The 16,985-nt window shown below is 55.8% G+C and carries 17 protein-coding genes; 7 read left to right on the forward strand and 10 right to left on the reverse strand.

Annotated elements, in window-relative coordinates; genetic code table 11:
- Positions 1 to 245 precede the first annotated feature (245 nt).
- The gene (locus VPX56_RS00270) at positions 246 to 1,196 is read left to right on the forward strand and encodes a LacI family DNA-binding transcriptional regulator (RefSeq protein WP_131634598.1); all 951 of its coding nucleotides are present in this window, start codon (positions 246 to 248) and stop codon (positions 1,194 to 1,196) included.
- A 47-nt stretch (positions 1,197 to 1,243) separates the two neighbouring features.
- On the opposite strand, the gene VPX56_RS00275 is transcribed toward VPX56_RS00270, so the two are convergent.
- The 5 genes from VPX56_RS00275 to VPX56_RS00295 all read right to left on the reverse strand — a co-directional run bounded on the left by VPX56_RS00275 (position 1,244) and on the right by VPX56_RS00295 (position 7,973).
- Complete coding sequence (locus VPX56_RS00275; RefSeq protein WP_326469183.1) at positions 1,244 to 1,540, reverse strand: YicS family protein; 297 nt, start codon at positions 1,538 to 1,540, stop codon at positions 1,244 to 1,246.
- Positions 1,541 to 1,659: 119 nt separating this feature from the next.
- Complete coding sequence (locus VPX56_RS00280) at positions 1,660 to 3,024, reverse strand: TolC family protein (RefSeq protein ID WP_326469185.1); 1,365 nt, start codon at positions 3,022 to 3,024, stop codon at positions 1,660 to 1,662.
- Complete coding sequence (locus tag VPX56_RS00285) at positions 3,024 to 6,134, reverse strand: efflux RND transporter permease subunit (RefSeq protein ID WP_326469187.1); 3,111 nt, start codon at positions 6,132 to 6,134, stop codon at positions 3,024 to 3,026. Before VPX56_RS00285 ends, VPX56_RS00280 begins: the two co-directional genes overlap by 1 nt.
- Positions 6,134 to 7,255, reverse strand: a complete 1,122-nt coding sequence (locus VPX56_RS00290) for an efflux RND transporter periplasmic adaptor subunit (RefSeq protein WP_326469189.1) — start codon at positions 7,253 to 7,255, stop codon at positions 6,134 to 6,136. Before VPX56_RS00290 ends, VPX56_RS00285 begins: the two co-directional genes overlap by 1 nt.
- Positions 7,256 to 7,403: 148 nt before the next feature.
- On the reverse strand, positions 7,404 to 7,973 hold the full coding sequence (locus tag VPX56_RS00295; protein ID WP_326469191.1) for a TetR/AcrR family transcriptional regulator: 570 nt from the start codon (positions 7,971 to 7,973) through the stop codon (positions 7,404 to 7,406).
- A gap of 186 nt (positions 7,974 to 8,159) precedes the next feature.
- Between VPX56_RS00295 and VPX56_RS00300 the strand changes: the two genes are divergently transcribed.
- Positions 8,160 to 8,579 (forward strand): GNAT family N-acetyltransferase, encoded by a 420-nt coding sequence (locus VPX56_RS00300; protein WP_326469193.1) that lies wholly within the window; start codon positions 8,160 to 8,162, stop codon positions 8,577 to 8,579.
- On the opposite strand, the gene VPX56_RS00305 is transcribed toward VPX56_RS00300, so the two are convergent.
- Complete coding sequence (locus VPX56_RS00305; RefSeq protein ID WP_326469195.1) at positions 8,576 to 9,223, reverse strand: TetR/AcrR family transcriptional regulator; 648 nt, start codon at positions 9,221 to 9,223, stop codon at positions 8,576 to 8,578. The genes VPX56_RS00300 and VPX56_RS00305 overlap by 4 nt on opposite strands.
- A gap of 78 nt (positions 9,224 to 9,301) precedes the next feature.
- On the opposite strand from VPX56_RS00305, the gene VPX56_RS00310 reads away from it, so the two are divergent.
- The 3 genes from VPX56_RS00310 to VPX56_RS00320 all read left to right on the forward strand — a co-directional run bounded on the left by VPX56_RS00310 (position 9,302) and on the right by VPX56_RS00320 (position 11,574).
- A complete protein-coding gene (locus tag VPX56_RS00310) occupies positions 9,302 to 10,801 on the forward strand; it encodes an MDR family MFS transporter (protein ID WP_407655091.1) in 1,500 nt (499 codons plus the stop codon).
- A gap of 117 nt (positions 10,802 to 10,918) precedes the next feature.
- Positions 10,919 to 11,185 carry an antitoxin gene (locus VPX56_RS00315; RefSeq protein WP_326469199.1) on the forward strand — a complete coding sequence of 89 codons (267 nt, stop codon included), beginning with the start codon at positions 10,919 to 10,921 and terminating at the stop codon, positions 11,183 to 11,185.
- Complete coding sequence (locus VPX56_RS00320; RefSeq protein ID WP_326469201.1) at positions 11,182 to 11,574, forward strand: type II toxin-antitoxin system VapC family toxin; 393 nt, start codon at positions 11,182 to 11,184, stop codon at positions 11,572 to 11,574. The genes VPX56_RS00315 and VPX56_RS00320 overlap by 4 nt, the downstream gene beginning before the upstream one ends.
- A gap of 72 nt (positions 11,575 to 11,646) precedes the next feature.
- On the opposite strand, the gene VPX56_RS00325 is transcribed toward VPX56_RS00320, so the two are convergent.
- Positions 11,647 to 12,120: an SH3 domain-containing protein gene (locus VPX56_RS00325; RefSeq protein ID WP_326469203.1), complete on the reverse strand. Its 474-nt coding sequence runs from the start codon at positions 12,118 to 12,120 to the stop codon at positions 11,647 to 11,649.
- Positions 12,121 to 12,538: 418 nt separating this feature from the next.
- Between VPX56_RS00325 and nlpA the strand changes: the two genes are divergently transcribed.
- The gene (gene nlpA / locus VPX56_RS00330; protein WP_326469205.1) at positions 12,539 to 13,339 is read left to right on the forward strand and encodes a lipoprotein NlpA; all 801 of its coding nucleotides are present in this window, start codon (positions 12,539 to 12,541) and stop codon (positions 13,337 to 13,339) included.
- Positions 13,340 to 13,349: 10 nt separating this feature from the next.
- Here nlpA and VPX56_RS00335 read toward each other — a convergent pair whose 3' ends face one another.
- A complete protein-coding gene (locus tag VPX56_RS00335; RefSeq protein ID WP_326469207.1) occupies positions 13,350 to 14,030 on the reverse strand; it encodes an EAL domain-containing protein in 681 nt (226 codons plus the stop codon).
- Positions 14,031 to 14,106: 76 nt separating this feature from the next.
- Positions 14,107 to 14,727: a LuxR C-terminal-related transcriptional regulator gene (locus VPX56_RS00340; protein WP_131634610.1), complete on the reverse strand. Its 621-nt coding sequence runs from the start codon at positions 14,725 to 14,727 to the stop codon at positions 14,107 to 14,109.
- A gap of 509 nt (positions 14,728 to 15,236) precedes the next feature.
- Here VPX56_RS00340 and VPX56_RS00345 point away from each other — a divergent pair.
- Positions 15,237 to 15,902, forward strand: coding sequence for a LuxR C-terminal-related transcriptional regulator (locus tag VPX56_RS00345; RefSeq protein WP_326469209.1), 666 nt, complete (start codon positions 15,237 to 15,239; stop codon positions 15,900 to 15,902).
- Positions 15,903 to 15,908: 6 nt separating this feature from the next.
- Here VPX56_RS00345 and VPX56_RS00350 read toward each other — a convergent pair whose 3' ends face one another.
- The gene (locus VPX56_RS00350; protein WP_263610617.1) at positions 15,909 to 16,973 is read right to left on the reverse strand and encodes a fimbrial protein; all 1,065 of its coding nucleotides are present in this window, start codon (positions 16,971 to 16,973) and stop codon (positions 15,909 to 15,911) included.
- Between the last annotated feature and the right edge of the window lie 12 nt (positions 16,974 to 16,985).

Raw genomic sequence — 16,985 nt, forward strand, 5'->3', positions numbered from 1 at the left:
ATCATACGGAAACCGGTTTCCATTTATAAAAGACAGAAGTGTGACAACCATCAAGAAGCTGTCCTTATGGGGCTTATTACCACGATCTGCATCACGGAATTTGGCTGTTATGACGTCATTTTGAGTGGAAACGGAAAATCGGTTTCCATAAAAAACGGAAACGGATATACTCCGTACTGGCTATAATGTGAGCCGTAGCGGTAATGGAATTTGCAGGCGTGAAGTCGGCCTGCCAGGGGAGAGAGATGTCTACAATCAACGATGTATCACGTCTGGCCGGGGTGTCCAAAGCCACGGTATCACGGGTGTTGAGCGGGTCACGCGGCGTGAAGGAAGCCAGCCGTCAGGCCGTTTTAAAAGCGGTGGATGAGCTGAACTATCGGCCCAACGTGATTGCACAGTCGCTGCTCAGTCAGTCGACGGGCTGCATTGGCGTGATTTGCGCGCAGGAAAACATTAACCAGACCACCGGTTATCTGTACGCGCTGGAAAAACAGCTCAGCCAGCATCAAAAACACCTCCTGCTGCGCTTCGCGCACAGCAAAGCGGAAGTGATGAACGCCCTCGAAGAACTCTCCTGCGGCCTGTGTGACGACATCCTGGTGATTGGCGCGCGTTTCCCGCTGGACGTGGACATGGATAACGTCATCCTCGTTGACTGCATGGAGTCTGATAACGTCAACAGCATCCATTTCGATCACGCGTTTGCCGCCGAAACCGCCTGTAACTACCTCACCAGCCAGGGTCGCCGCCAGATTGCGCTGATCCACCCGCACGGCAGCGGTTTTGCCGACCAGGTACTGCTCGGCTACAAGCACGCGCTGGAGAAAAACTTCCTCCCCTTTAATCGCAACCTCGTCTTTATGGACGCGACCTCGTCTTCCGTTGCGCTGCAGGAGCTGCTTAACAACGCAACCACGCTGAATTTCAACGCGCTGCTGGTGGCGGACGAGCAGGAAGCCCAGCGGGTGATCCCGCAGCTGCAGGCGTTTAACAAATCGGTGCCGGACGACATCATGGTCTTTAGCCTGGGCGGGTCGCTGCATCTGCCGGGTATTCCGGTGATCCCGGCCATTGAGTATTCAATGGATGCGATGGCAGCGCGCATCGTGAGCTGGCTGACGGAGAAAACGCAGATGCTGGGGTCCTATGTTCTGCGCGGGGATTTAATTATCCCTGACATGCGTAAGCGTTAATAATATTTTGTAGGCCGGGTAAGGCGCAGCCGCCACCCGGCGAGAACTCAGTAATCTTCCATACAATCCACCTGACTGACGGCATCCCAGTAGGCGTCCAGGTTGTCGCGCTTCACGGCGGTAATGGCATTTTTGATCAGCAGCTGGTTGGCCTCCGACGACAAAATCATCGCCTGCCAGGCCTTATCGCTCTGTTTTTTCTGCGGCGTACAGGCTTTCTTCACATCTTTCAGCACCTGCTGTTTTATCTGGGCCTCTTTCGCCGGATCGTCCTTCTCCTGAGCGTGGACAAACGCGGCGAACAGCAGGCAAACGAGCAGGCAAACCAGGTGCGCAGCTTTCATCGAAACCTCCAGTTAACGTCACATGCTTCCCATGAAATATATCGTTACATTCAGTGTAGCGATTCCAGCCGAAAGTATGATTTTCTCTTTTCTGCGCATCAGAATCGCCCACCGAGAAGTTACTGAATACCGCCGCCCAGCGACTGCCACAGCGTAATGCGGTTTTCCAGATCGGTTTGCTGCAGCGCAATCAGCGATTCCTGCGCCGACCACAGCGACCGCTGCGCGGTCAGTACCGTCAGATAATCCCCCGCGCCCGCCCTGTAGCTGCGCGTTGCCACGTCCAGCGTTTTTTGCTCCGCCGCCACGTATTCGCGCTGGGCGTCGAGCTGCTCGCTCAGGGTTTCACGACGCGCCAGCGCGTCGGCCACGTCCTTAAACGCGCTCTGGATGGCTTTCTCATAGGTGGCGATCAGCCCCTTCTTCTCCGCTTCCGCGTAGCGCAGCTGCGCCAGGTTGTTCCCGCCGCTGAACAGCGGCAGTGTGATGGACGGCGCGAACGACCAGACCTTCATCCCGTGGCTGAACAGGGAGGAGAGCGAGTCGCTGCCGACGCCCGCGCTGGCGGTCAGCGAGATGGTCGGGAAGAAGTTGGCGCGCGCCGCGCCGATGTTGGCGTTGGCGCTCAGCAGGTTATGCTCGGCCTCCTGAATATCCGGGCGGCGCAGCAGCGCGCTGGAGCTGACGCCCGCCGGGATCAGCGTGATGGCGTTATCGCTCAGGCTCTCCAGCGTGCCGGGCAGCAGGTTGTCCGGCACCGTATCGCCCGCCAGCAGGTTCAGGGCATTTTTGTCCTGCATCACCAGCGTCCGGTAGCTCGCCACGCTGGCGCGCGCCTGCTGGTAAACCGCCATTGCCGAACTGACGTCCGTGGCGGCCGCAACGCCCACTTCCTGCTGGCGCTTCACAATCTTCAGCGAGTTTGCCGCGCTCTCCATCGTGGATTTCGCCAGCGCCAGGTTGCTGTTATCCGCCGCCAGCGTCACCCAGGCCGTGGTCAGCTCGCTGACCATCGTCAGGCGCGTGTTCTGCGCGGTGAACTCGCTGGCAAACCAGGTTTCACGCGCGGCGCGGGAGAGGCTCTGGTTGCGGCCAAACAGATCCAGCTCGAAGCTGGAGACCGCGCCGTTGGCTTCGTCGCTGGTGGTCACGCCGCTTGCCAGCGTGCGGCTGCGGGTGTGGCTCAACTCGGCGTCTACCGTCGGGAACAGGGACGAGCGCGTTTCACCGTACTGGGCGCGGGCGGCATCGATATCCGCAATCGCTTTTTGCACGTCGCGGTTGCTGTTCAGCGCCATCGTCACCACGCTTTTCAGCCGCGCGTCGTTCATCACCTGCTGCCACTGGCTCACCACGGCGGTGGCTTCGCCGTGCGCGCCGGGCAAGGTTGCCGGGACGGGGGCGTCCGGGCGTTGATACGTTGGGTCTAACGACACACAGCCTGCGCTCAGCAGAGCTAACGCTAAAATAGATACACGAAACATTATGACCTCCGGTTTGCGTGCTTACCGGAGAACAGACGTTTCACCAGTACAAAGAATAAGGGGACGAAGAAGATCGCCAGCAGCGTTGCGGCCAGCGTCCCGCCGATAATGCCGGTACCAATTGCCACGCGGCTGTTGGCACCTGCCCCGGTTGCCACGGCCAGCGGCGTCACCCCTGCGATAAACGCCAGCGAGGTCATGACGATCGGCCGCAGGCGCGTCTGAGCGGCACGCAGCGCGGCGCGCGTCAGGGAGTACCCTTCCGCGACTTTGGCTTCGGCAAATTCCACAATCAGGATGGCGTTCTTCGACGACAGGCCGATGGTAGTCAGCAGCGCCACCTGGAAGTAGACATCGTTATTCAGGCCGCGCAGGGAGGCGGCGACGGCCGCGCCCAGCACGCCAAGCGGGATCACCAGAATGACCGAAATCGGTACCGACCAGCTCTCATACAGCGCTGCCAGGCACAGGAACACGACAAGGATGGAGAGGGCATAGAGGCTCATCGCCTGACCGCTCGCCAGTTTTTCCTGCAGCGACAAACCGCTCCACGCCCAGGTGCTGCCGGACGGCAGATTATTCGCCAGCTGCTCCATTTTGCTCATCGCCGTGCCGGAGCTTGCGCCGCTGGCGTTTTCGCCCTGAATCTCATACGCCGCCGAGCCGTTGTAGCGCACCAGGCTTTCCGGGCCATACTCCCAGCGGGTGGTGGCGAAGGCGGAGAACGGGGTCATGGTGCTGTCGCTGCCGCGCACATACCATTTGTTGAGATCCGACGGCACGGCGCGATAGTCGCTGTCGCCCTGGATGTAGACCTTTTTCACGCGGCCGCGATCGATAAAATCGTTCACGTAGGTCCCGCCCCAGGCGCTGGAGAGGGTGTCGGTGACGTCGCTCAGGGACAGCCCCAGCGACACGGCCTTGTTGTTGTCGATATCGACCTGAAGCTGCGGCATCTGCGGCAGATCGTTGGCGCGCACGGCGTGCAGCGAGCTGTCCTGGTTGGCTTCGCCAATCAGCTGGTTACGCATTTTCAGCAGCGCGTCGCGGTCGGTGCCGCCGCTGGCCATCAGCTCAAAGGTAAAGCCGTTGCTCTGGCCCAGACCGTCCACCGCAGGCGGCGTCATGGCAAAGATGGTCGCATCGCGGATGGTGCTCAGCTCCTGCGTGGCGCGCAGGGCGATGGCCTGAGCGGTATTCTCATCGCCTTTACGTTCGGACCAGTTTTTCAGGGAGACAAACGCCATCCCGGCGTTCTGGCCGCTGCCGCTGAAGCTGAAGCCTTCAATGGTGAAGATGACGTTGGTGTTGGCTTTCTCTTTGGTGAGGAACCACTCGCGCACCTGGCGGCTGACTTCGGCGGTACGCACCGTCGTCGCGCCTGCTGGCAGGGTGTACTGCACCATGATTTCACCCTGGTCTTCCGTCGGCAGGAAGCTGCCCGGCAGCTTAAGCATGGCGAAGCCCATCGCGCCGCAGAGCAGGGCGTAGATGACCAGCATGCCGCCGGAGCGGCGCAGAGCGCGCAGGACCTTGTTCTGATAGCCGCGCTCTGTCCTGCTGTAGAAGCGGTTAAACGCGCCGAAGAAGCCCTTTTTGTGCGGCGCCGTGTGGCTCAGAATCGAACCGCACAGCGCGGGCGTCAGGGTCAACGCCACCACCACGGAGAGGAACATCGCCGAAATAATGGTGACCGAGAACTGACGGTAAATCACCCCGGTGGAGCCGCCGAAGAAGGCCATCGGCAGGAATACCGCGGAGAGCACCAGCGCAATGGCGACCAGCGCGCCGGAGATTTCGCCCATCGATTTCTCGGTGGCTTCGCGGGCGGGCAGGCCCTCGTCGCGCATAATACGCTCGACGTTTTCCACCACCACGATGGCGTCATCCACTAAAAGCCCAATCGCCAGCACCATCGCAAACAGCGTCAGGGTGTTGATGGAGTAGCCGAACAGCGCCAGCACGCCGAAGGTGCCCAGCAGAACGACAGGCACCGCCAGCGCGGGGATCAGCGTCGCGCGGATGTTCTGCAGGAACAGGTACATCACCACCACCACGAGGATAATGGCTTCGAACAGGGTTTGAATCACGTCCTCAACGGAGATCTTGATGAACTCGGTGCTGTCCTTCGGGTAGGCCACGTCGTAGCCTTCCGGCATCGACTTTTTGAACTCGGCGATTTTATCTTTCACCGCCGTGGCGGTATTAAGCGCGTTCGCGCCCGGTGAAAGCATCACCGCCATACCCGCCGCCGGGTGGCCGTTCAGCTTCGCCGTGGCGGTGTAGTCTTCGCTGCCCATCTCCACGCGAGCGACGTCGCTGATGTGCACGACCGCGCCGTTGGACTGGCTCTTCACGATGATCTTTTTAAACTGATCGACCGTTTGCAGGCGCGACTGGGCGCGGACGGTGGCGGTCAGCTGCTGGGCGTTCGACGAGGGCAGCGCGCCGATTTTACCGGCGGAGACCTGCACGTTCTGGGCTTCAATCGCGCTCTGCACGTCGGACGGCATCAGCGAGTAGGACGCCAGCTTCGCCGGGTCGAGCCAGATGCGCATCGCATATTCCGCACCGAACACCTGCAGGCTGCCGACGCCCTCCACGCGCGCCAGCGGGTCCTGCATATTGCTCACCAGCCAGTCGGCGATATCCGAGCTGCTGGCGGCGTCGGTTTTATCGTACACGCCCATGATCAGCAGGAAGTTGCTCTGGGATTTTTCGACGGTAATGCCGGACTGCTGCACCTCGGTCGGCAGGCGCGATTCCGCCTGCTGGACCTTGTTCTGCACCTGCACCTGCGCGGTGTCAGGGTCGGTTCCCTGTTCGAAGGTGACGTTGATGCTCACCGACCCGTCCGAGCTGCTGGTGGAGGTGAAGTAGAGCAGGTTATCCAGCCCGGTGAGCTGCTGCTCGATCACCTGCGTCACGCTGTTTTCCAGCGTCTGCGCGGAGGCGCCGGTGTAGGTGGCGGAGATTTTGATCGACGGCGGAGCGACGTCCGGGTACTGCGCCACCGGCAGCGTGCGGATCGCCAGCATCCCGGCGAGCATGATGAGAATGGCGATAACCCAGGCAAAGACCGGGCGACGCACGAAGAAGCGGGAGAACATCAGGCGTTTCCTCCGCTGGCTTTCATCTCTTCGGCTTTCACTTCCTGCCCGGCGGTGACTTTGTCAGTCCCTTCCACAATCAGCCTGTCGCCCGCCTTCAGGCCGCTCAGCACCAGCCATTTGTCGCCGTAGGTATCGCCCGTCTCCAGCTGACGCTGCTCGACCTTGTTGCTGGCATTGACCACCAGCGCGGTGGCGGTGCCTTTGGCGTCGCGGGTGATGCCCTGCTGCGGCGCGAGGATCGCGTCGCTCATGACGCCTTCATCCACTCTGGCGCGAACGAACATGCCGGGCAGAAGCTGATGCTGCGGGTTCGGGAAGACGGCACGCAGCGTGACGGAGCCGGTCGATTCATCTACCGCCACTTCGGTTAACGCCAGGCGGCCTTTCTCGCTGTAGGTGCTGCCGTCTTCGAGGATTAACGACACGCTTAGCGTATCGCTGTTGGTGGCGAGGGTTTGCTTACGTAAACGCAGCAGATCGGCGCTGGAACGCGTGAGATCGACGTACATGCTGTCGAGCCCGCGAACGGTGGCGAGCGCGGTGTCCTGCTGGGCGGTCACCAGCGCGCCGGGGGTCACGGAGGAGATGCCGATGCGTCCGGCAATCGGCGCGGTGACGGTGGTCCAGTTGAGGTTAATGCGCGCGCTCTCCTGCGCGGCCTTCTTTGACTCAACGCTGGCCTTGTCCTGCGCGCAGGTGGACTTCGCGTCCTCTGCGTCCTGACGCGACACGCCGTCGTCCTTCACCAGCTGCGCATAGCGCTGGGCCTTCTGGCAGTCGGCCTGCACCAGCGCCTGCGCCTGCTTCAGCGCGGCGGCGGCTTCATCGTAAGCGGCGCGGTAGCTGGAAGGGTCAATTTGATACAGCGCCTGCCCGGCCTTGACCGTATCGCCTTCGGTGAACAGCCGCTTCTGGATAATGCCGCCTACCTGCGGGCGCACTTCGGCGCTCATAGCGGCGGCGGTGCGGCCCGTCAGCTCGCTGACGACGGACACCGGCTGGCTCATGAGCGTGACAATCCCCACTTCCGGAAGAGGACGCTGGGGAGCAGATGTTTGCGCATTATCGCACCCTGTCAGGAGGAGTAATGCCGCGATGGAGGTTGTTATGGTTTTCATAATCTTTTTCCAGGGTGAACGATGCCTGCCCCGTTAATCGCTTAACAGGGAGGAGGGCTAATTAAAGGCACAGCGATACCGCATCTCTGACTGAGTCAGAAATGTAAAAAAGGGGAATTACTTATTCCCGCTAATTATTCATATGCGATTACTTCGCAGTGAAAAGCATATTTAAAATATCCTGATAAAGGGGTTCTAATTGTTCTGACGGCACTTTTAACGGCGTGAGCCGACGGTAAATGGTGCCTTCGATCATCACGGCGGTAATCTCCACGCAGCAGCGAATATGCTCGTCGCTCAGGTGCGGAAACTGCTTTTTCAGGTGCGCGCAGGCGTTGGCGAACATGCGCGATTCGGCTTCGATCAGCATGGCGGCAACCTGAGGATTGCGCGTGGCCTCGGCGGACATTTCCAGCATCAGGGCATCGTCATCTTCGTTGAGGGTCTGTCGCCAGGCGAGCGCCTGCGGCATCCCTTCCACCAGGGTTTTGCCCTGCATCTCGTCGATGCGCGAGTCGATGATGCGGCGGATCATCTCTTCGATGATCGCGTCTTTGTTGCTGAAATACCGGTAAATTTGTCCGACGCTGAGCTTCGCCTCGCTGGCAATCTGCGACATGCTGGCGGCGTGAAACCCGCTGGCGCGAAAGCAGCGGCGCGCGGCGGTAACGATCTCGTCCTGGCGCAGTTTTTGTCGTTCTTCCAGCTTTGTGCTCATCGTCGGCTACCGTGTAAAAGTGAGAATGATCGTTCTCATTATACGTTTTAGGTGCGTATTGGAAAGGCTTTTTTTATTTACATATTGAATGAATATTTCCTGGTTTAAACAATGGAGGAAATAAGGAGTTTTTATGAAGGTTAAGCTGTGAGATATTCAGATTGCGCTGAAAATAAGGAGAACAATATGCAGTTGAGCATCACTGAAAAAGTCACACCCGAAGAGAAAGAAGAGTTATTTGTAGGATTAAGAGCTTATAACGGGCAGTTTTTAGATATGGCGAACTTTAGCGGCGACATTGGCGTTTACGTACGTGACGATAATGGCGCAATGCTGGGCGGGTTAATCGGGGTGCGTAAAGGCGACTGGCTGAATATAGATTATCTCTGGGTCAGCGAATCCGTTCGCGGCTCCGGCGTGGGCAGCAAGCTCATCAAAACGGCAGAAGATGAAGCCCGACGCAAAGGCTGCAGGCACGCGCTGGTCGATACCGCCAGCTTCCAGGCACGCCCCTTCTATGAAAAACAGGGCTACCGGCTGCAGATGTCCCTGCAGGATTATCCGTATGCGGGCATGCAGCGCCACTATCTGGCAAAGGCGCTTTAACCGCCGATCCCGGTGCCGATCACGGCAAGCGCATGACGGACAATAATCTCCGGCGAGAGGGATTTTAGCCTCTCGTCATTGCGCATGCGTGAGAACGGCACCAGCACCAGGCTCAGCAAGGTGGTAAACAGCAGCTCCGGTGCCAGCGCCTGATTCAGCTTCCCTTCCTGCTGCCAGCCTTTGATGGTGGCGAGCGTCGCCTGATACTTCTCGTCACCAAACCGCGCCTGCAGATGGGTGCGCAGTACCGGCATTTCGCCAATCACCTCCTGCATCCACAGCGGTGCAAACCAGTGATGCTGTTCCGCCAGTTCGGCCAGCACCTTAACCATTTCCGTCAGGGCGTTCACCGGCGAATCCCGGTTATCGGCGAAAATCGCCCCGATCCTCTCGCGTAACGGCAGAAAACGCTCCTCAATCATCGCATCCAACAGCTGCTCTCGGGAGTTGAAGTAGTAGTGCAGCATCGCGGGCGTGACGCCTGCCTCTTTGGCGATGGCGTTCAACGAGGTGTTGGCGATCCCCTGACGGGAAAAGAGATTCAGGGCGATATCCAGCAGCTGTTCGCGGCTGGCGGTGACGCGTTTACCCCCGCGAGGGCGGCCCGGGCGGCGCGGTTCGGAATTGTCCTTTTGTGCTGGCATAGTCGCAGTGCCTCTTGATCTTATTCATCACTTACACAAATATTAATTATACGATTAATTAATTTCAAGCGATCTCTTATGGAGTCCGACGTAATGACTCAACCTGCGCAAAAAGCGCCGTCGATTAAGCTGCTGTTCAGCGCGCTGCTGCTGGTGATGCTGCTTTCGGCGCTGGATCAGACCATTGTCTCTACCGCGCTGCCGACCATCGTGGGTGAGCTGGGCGGGCTGGATAAGCTCTCCTGGGTGGTGACGGCCTATATCCTCAGCTCCACCATCGTGGTGCCGCTGTACGGCAAGTTTGGCGATCTGTTTGGGCGTAAAATCGTCCTGCAAATCGCCATTGTGCTGTTCCTCGTCGGCTCCGCGCTGTGCGGGCTGGCGCAAAACATGACCCAGCTGGTGCTGATGCGCGCCCTGCAGGGGCTGGGTGGCGGCGGCCTGATGGTGATCAGCATGGCCGCCGTCGCGGACGTGATCCCGCCTGCCGATCGCGGGCGCTATCAGGGGCTGTTTGGCGGCGTGTTTGGCCTGGCGACGGTCATCGGGCCGCTGATCGGCGGGTTTATCGTCCAGCACGCCTCCTGGCGCTGGATATTCTACATCAACCTGCCGCTGGGGCTGTTTGCCCTGCTGGTAATCGGCGCGGTGTTCCACGGCAGCGCGCGGCGCAGCAGGCACGAGATTGACTATCTGGGCGCGATTTACCTCAGCATGGCGCTATTGTGCATCATCCTGTTTACCACCGAAGGCGGCACCGTTCGCCCGTGGAGCGACCCGCAGCTGTGGTGCATTCTGGCCTTTGGCCTGACGGGGATCGCCGGGTTTATCTATGAGGAGCGGCTGGCGTGGGAGCCGATTATTCCGCTGTCGCTGTTCCGCGACCGCAGCTTCCTGCTCTGCAGCCTGATTGGCTTTATCATCGGTATGTCGCTGTTTGGCTCGGTGACCTTCCTGCCGCTGTACCTGCAGGTGGTGAAAGACGCCACGCCAACGCAGGCCGGCCTGCAGCTCATCCCGCTGATGGGCGGGCTGCTGCTGACCTCCATTATCAGCGGGCGCATTATTAGCCATACCGGGAGATACCGCCTGTTCCCGATCCTCGGCACCCTGCTCGGCGTGGTGGGGATGTTTTTACTGACGCGCATTTCACTCACCTCCCCAACCTGGCAGCTTTACCTGTTCACCAGCGTGCTGGGCATGGGGCTGGGCCTGGTGATGCAGGTGCTGGTGCTGGCGGTGCAGAACAGCGTGTCGGCGGATCAATATGGGGTAGCCACCTCTGGCGTCACGCTCTTCCGCTCCATTGGCGGGGCCATTGGCGTCGCGCTGTTTGGCGCGGTGTTCACGCATGTTCTGCAGTCGGGGCTGGTGGACAGGCTGCCTGAAGGGGCAGAGCTGCCGCGCGAGCTGAACCCGACCGCCATTCATCATCTGCCAGACGCCCTGAGGCTGGACTACCTTGATGCGTTTGGCTCGGCCATTCACGCGGTGTTCCTGCTGGCGGCGGGGATTATGGTGCTGGCGTTTGCGCTGTCGTGGTTTTTACGCGAGGCGCCGCTGCGTCGGCAGGCGTGAGGTAAGCGCTTCTGTTATTTATTGCGAGTCGCTTTCTGAATTTTAAACGTCTCCCTTGTCACTCTCCTGGACGTTGGCGCATGCTGTGGCCTGGTCAATAAACCAACAGAGGTTGCAATGGAGCGCACGGCAAAACTGATTAAAAAAGGGCGAAAGCAGGCTGTTGTTCTGCCTGCTGAGTTTGCGTTTGATACGGAGAGCGTTTATATCCGGCGGGATGACGAGGGGAATGTTGTTTTGACGGCGAAATCGACTCAAGTTAAGAGCTGGGATGATTTTTTTAGACTGCTGGAAAATACAAATGTACCCGAGTCATTTTTAAGTCCGGAGGAGAGGAGTCAGAGTGTAACGAAAAGAGATCCACTGGATGGAGTACGTTCATGAAGCATATGCTCGATACGAATATTGTGAGTCACTTGTTTAAGAAACATCCAGGAGTTGTCGCCAGAATGGCTTCTCTGACACCGAAGGAAGTATGTATCTCCAGTATCACAGAAGCGGAATTACGCTATGGAGCCGAAAAGAAGGAAAGTGGCGGACTGAAAGCGGCAATTTTAACATTTCTTAAAACCATCACCATTTGCGACTGGGGCAGCGAAGCCGCAGCCACCTACGGCGAACTGCGTGCCGCGATGGAGAAGAAAGGAAAGGTGATGGGCGATCTCGATCAGTTGATTGCTGCGCATGCCATCAGCAGAGGCACAACGGTTGTTACTAACGATCGTGCGTTTGGGATGGTGCAAGAACTTACTGTTGAGGACTGGACACGATAAGTTCATCGAAAGCGACCATTTAATAACTAAATATTGGTCGCTTTTATATCATTAAGACAGACGCTTTACATTCTAAGAGTCGCCTTTAGCTTCGACTCTTATCTCTCCGATTTCAAATATGATCTCAGCAGGAGAAACTCTCATCGTTTTTTCGTCTGCGATAGCGCGGGCTTTTCGAATAGTTGGATCACCACCAATAATTGGTATTCCTTCACACCAAGTCAGCCGAAGTTGTCCCCTTTTGATATTATTTGATGGAGTGGTGATGCTATAACCTTGTTCACCACTTGAAATAACTTTAAGTCGCCAGGCTAAGCCATCCTCAGTAAATCCAATATCCACTCGATCGCCTTTTTTGAATCTTGCTCTTGACATAATATCCTCGGGGATTCTTATTGTCATAAAGCGAATTTTTTGATTATTAGTATTTCTACAAATTTGAGTAATGCTTAGGCTATTCGTTACAGGTAGTCTTCCTGCTTTACCTCCTTTACTTTTTATTACTTCACTTATTGATATAAATTCATTCGGTTTGTAGTCCTTCATCGCATATTCCTTATGTCAGTTTAACTTTTTCATAGAGGGTACTGATTACTTCCCAAAATAGTAGAGGTGTTTGAATAAGGAATATTGAGTTATGTCAAATTGATTTCTATGTCTTAGTGTTTTTAATGATGTTAATTTAGAATGATAATTTTGGTGAATTAATGCTTTTCAACACATTCTTTGTTTTTATTGTTTCCTGCATTCCTGTTGTCAGAATGATTGTATTGTCATGCATTCTTATTGCTTTGTATGTGCCGGGGTCTTAGATGTTTCTGTAAAACGTTTCCATCTAAAATTTCAGGGGTGTTTTTTAAAGACAACATATAACTTTTCCTTCTTATTGATTCCTTTTCGTTTTTTAGCGCGCCGCCGCGTTGTCGATATAGTCTTCAAAACGTCTTTCAAAAGGAACTGTCTCGTGAAACTTCGACTGGGTGCGCTTCTCCTGACTGGCCTGCTGCTCGCGGGCTGTGACCAAAGCAGCAACGATGCCAAACACATAAAGGTCGGCGTGATCAACGGCGCCGAGCAGGATGTCGCGGAAGTCGCAAAAAAAGTGGCAAAAGAGAAATACGGTCTGGACGTGGAGCTGGTGGGCTTTAGCGGCTCGCTGCTGCCCAACGACGCGACCAACCACGGTGAACTGGACGCCAACGTCTTCCAGCATCGGCCTTTCCTTGCTGAAGATAACAAGGCGCACGGCTATAAGCTGGTTGCCGTTGCTAACACCTTTGTCTTCCCGATGGCCGGCTATTCCCGCAAGATTAAATCGGTGAATGAACTGAAGGACGGCGCAACCGTTGCCATTCCAAACGACCCGACCAACCTCGGTCGCGGGCTGTTGCTGCTGCAAAAAGAGAAGCTGATTGCCCTGAAGCCGGACGTTGGCCTGCTGCCAACGGCGCTGGATATCACGGCGAACCCGAAGAATCTGAAGATTATGGAGCTTGAAGGGGCGCAGCTGCCGCGCGTGCTGGACGACCCGAAAGTGGATGTCGCCATCATCAGCACCACCTATCTCCAGCAAACCGGGCTTTCTCCTGTTCACGACAGCGTCTTTATCGAGGATAAAAATTCGCCGTACGTAAACATCGTGGTGACGCGTGAAGACAATAAGGATGCGGAAAACGTGAAAGCGTTTGTTCAGTCGTATCAGTCACCTGAAGTGGCGAAAGCGGCAGAAACTATCTTTAACGGCGGCGCGGTGCCGGGCTGGTGATTTGCCTCTGCTAGAGCGGCACCCGGGCATCTATTCGACTCTCCGGCCAGAGGAAACCCTGGCCGAAGCGCGCCCCCGTGGCGCGGGCTCGCTCCAGATCCTGTGAATTCTCAATCCCTTCGATCACGATACGATCTGCAATCCCGGTTTTGACCGACTCGATATACGCCCTAAGCGACCCGCGAGCATTCAGCTCTGAACGATCGATTTTTACCCCGTCCAGCGCAAGCGCAAGGCGGAGAAAGTCTTCTGTCAGGTCGCGGGTGAGATCGTCGAGCCAGATCTTCCAGCCCGCCGCTCGGAGCTGAATAAGGGAATTACGCAGGCGCTGCCGTTCGGCTTCGCTCATGCGGGTGATGGTCAGCGGGTCCTGGATTTCTATCGTTATACGCTGCTGGTGGCGCAGCGAAAGCAGCAGCCGGAGGGCGCGATCGTCCAGGAAATGTTCTGCCGGAAGGTTTAACCAGTAATGCCCCCGGTCTGGCATTTGCAGGAGGGTAGTCGCCTGCCAGAAAAAAATTTGCAGCGCCGAGCGGGCGGGGAGTGAGGCAAAGAAAACGTCGAGATTGACGCAGGGGATCTCCACGAGAACTTCATGCGCGACAACGTGGCCTGTATGAAAGTCGACAAGTGGCTGGAACCGCAGCCCTGATATGTTCTGCAGGACGGGGGAAGGGAGAACGGTATACATGAAAAGCCTTCAGGAGAGATAAAAAAAGGTTCCCGCGGACACGGGAACAAAAGGCAAACGACACACGGTCAAATTCTTAATTCAGTATCCAGCGGATGCTTTGGTAGAACGAAGGGCCTCGCACCGCCTTCAGCTTGTTCATGGCATTGTTCTTGTAGAAATACACCAGCCTCACGTTGCAGCCCAGCTGGCGGGCAATTTGCTTGGTTTTCAGGTTGCATGAGTAACCGCGCAGTACGCTGGCTTCCTCGCTGGACAATCTCGCCGGGGTGCGCTGGCGGGTCGTCATGCTCACGTTGTAAAGACCGGGCGCCTGCGGCGTCTGGCTCATCAGGATTTGCCACAGCGCCTTGATGTCGCCCAGAGAAACCCTTTTGCTGATGACCCCGTCAACATGCTTAAATTTCAGATAACCGACGGACAGCGAATAAATATAGATCTTCGCTCCAGGCTGTTTTTGCTTAATACACAGAATATCGTCATTGGTTGTGACCCTGAAATGACCGGTATTCAGCGGATCGTAAATAATAATGTCAAAGGACTGCTCGCTAAGCGCAAGATCTTCGATATGCGTAAACCCATGGAAAATGACATCCTGCTGTACGTCTGCCTCACGCTTTCCTAACGACTGCAGGCCAATCATGGTGAATTCACAGCTATCAACCACGGCAACGTGTATTGTTTTTTTGGTTTTCATTGGCATTCTCCTTTCGCTGAATAATCAGTCCCTGGAAGAGAAAATAGAGAACTACGTTTTTAATAGACTGATGCGACGGAGTAAATGTAAGCCATCAGAAACATATGAGTAAAGGCTATGCTAATTATTGTGAGAATATAAAATTGAAAAATTGATTTAATGAGAAATACAATCTCTTTAATCTTTTAATAATCTTCAAGCCAGATTTTTATCCTGAGAATAGGCTAATATTAAGCTTTGATCTGGTTTTTAATGCCGGTAATCCACGGATTTTACGTGGTTTTTCAGCGTTTTTGTCAGAAAAAATCATAGTTAGATCGGGTTCTCACCTGCAGGACGGCTTTAATTAACGGCAGGGCGGAAGGATAAAATAGAAGTTTTTCTATAAATTTAATATCCATGTTCAGAATTTTAGCATTCAGGAGGATAAAATCCTGGCGCTAAGAGGTTGTGAGTGGAGGATGCATAACCTATTATCGATTTTCTTTTTACGATAATTTAGAAATGACATGATTAATGCTGAAATTCCCGTCAGGGTGATGGTGTTCTACAAAATAAATATATTTGAGGAGGTAATATGCGATGCTCTCCAGAATCTTCTCCCCGATTGCGTACTGCAAATTACCATTATCGACTCTACGGAACAGATGCTGACGTCTCTGGCTGATAATAAATTCGATATTTTTATCACCGAATTTAATTATCTTCTTAACCATAAGGAGTGGAGCACAGAGACCAGCGCCCGCTTAACGCTTTTGTGTAAATCGAACAATGTCAGACGCGTTCTTTTTGTTCCTGACCTGCAGTATGGGCTATTAAAGAAAGTGCTGGAGATGAAGTTTGAATTGACCATCAGCCTGCAGGATGAACTGGCGGAGCTGGAAAACGAGCTGCACACGCTGTTGATGACAGAAGAGCCAAAGCCGGTCGTCTCTTCCTGGCTCAGGAAGGCGATGCGTACAGGTTCGCGCTCGCGTTCGGTGCTTTCATCAAGGGAATGGGAAGTGATTCATTTGATTGTGGAAGGCTACTCCATTACCGAGATAGCCCGCCATCGAAACCGATCCGTCAGCACAATTGCCACCCAGAAACACAATGCGATGAAAAAACTCAATCTTTCCAACCATAGCGAACTGATTAAGTATCTGCATACGGTTGGAAAGATGGGCGGCTAGCCCGCGTCAGGGGTAGATGATATTCAACGTTGCGGAGGTATTGATCTTGCCCTGTGTGACCTTTGCGGGTGCCCAGACATAATAGTATGCCGCCATCGGCAGGGTGAAGTGCTCGCTCAGCGCGCCGCCTGCCGCCACGTTGAAAATCATCGTGGCGTTACCGCGGCTGGTGGTGGACGTTGAGAACGTCACTGGCAACTGCGGATTATTACGCTGAATCAGCCGCAGGCCCACGCCCTGCGCGGCGCTGCTGGTGCTATCGATCAATACTGAACTGTCGGTAGACAGCAGCTGCGTACTGGAGAGGAACATCTCAATGGCCCGATCCGAATTGCCGTTAACGCCCACGTTCTGACAGCTCATGTTCAGCGAGAACGGCGTAAGCCCCGGCTGCGAAGCCGCGTTCAACTGGGGAATACCGAGGGTTGGGAGTTTGACGGTCAGCCCGGCATTGTCGAACGAACAGGTGGTCAGTTTTGGCGCATATTTGATGGTCATCGGCTGGCCGAACATGTCGCGGTTGTCGTAGGGCCACTGAAATCCGTTGAACAGCCACTGGACAATTTTCACCAGCTGGCTGATCGGCCAGCCGATGATTTCCCAAAATGACATGCCGCTCATGTCGCTCACGAACATCACGTCGCTCATGTTTGCGGTATCCCCGGTGAGCGTCGTCCCGCTCTGGTTCACAAGGGTGAAGCGAACCGTAAACGGCGTATTCAGCTCCGACGCCGTGTGGCTGCCGCTGGCGGCGAGCGTTTTGTTGGGCTGGGTGCTGGTGATCTCCGCGTGCACCATATATTTGTTGTTGCTGAACCCGAGTATGGTGGCGTAGCTGCTGTTGGTTGACAGGATCGGGGTATAGGAGAACTCGCTGTTGCTCGTTGAACAGTTAAACGAACCGCTGTACTGCGTAGTGTAGCTCCCCGTCCAGGTCGGCGTGGCCGGGCTGAGCTTGTCGGATAAATCAACGCTGATCGGCGTGCCGTAGACGATGCTGCCGCCGGAGCAGGTGGCGTAGCTGGCGGTGCTGATGCACGCCAGCATCAGGAAAGCGAAAAACCTTAACATAATGATATTCCG

The sequence above is a fragment of the Enterobacter wuhouensis genome (assembly GCF_035835995.1).
GTDB lineage: Bacteria > Pseudomonadota > Gammaproteobacteria > Enterobacterales > Enterobacteriaceae > Enterobacter > Enterobacter wuhouensis.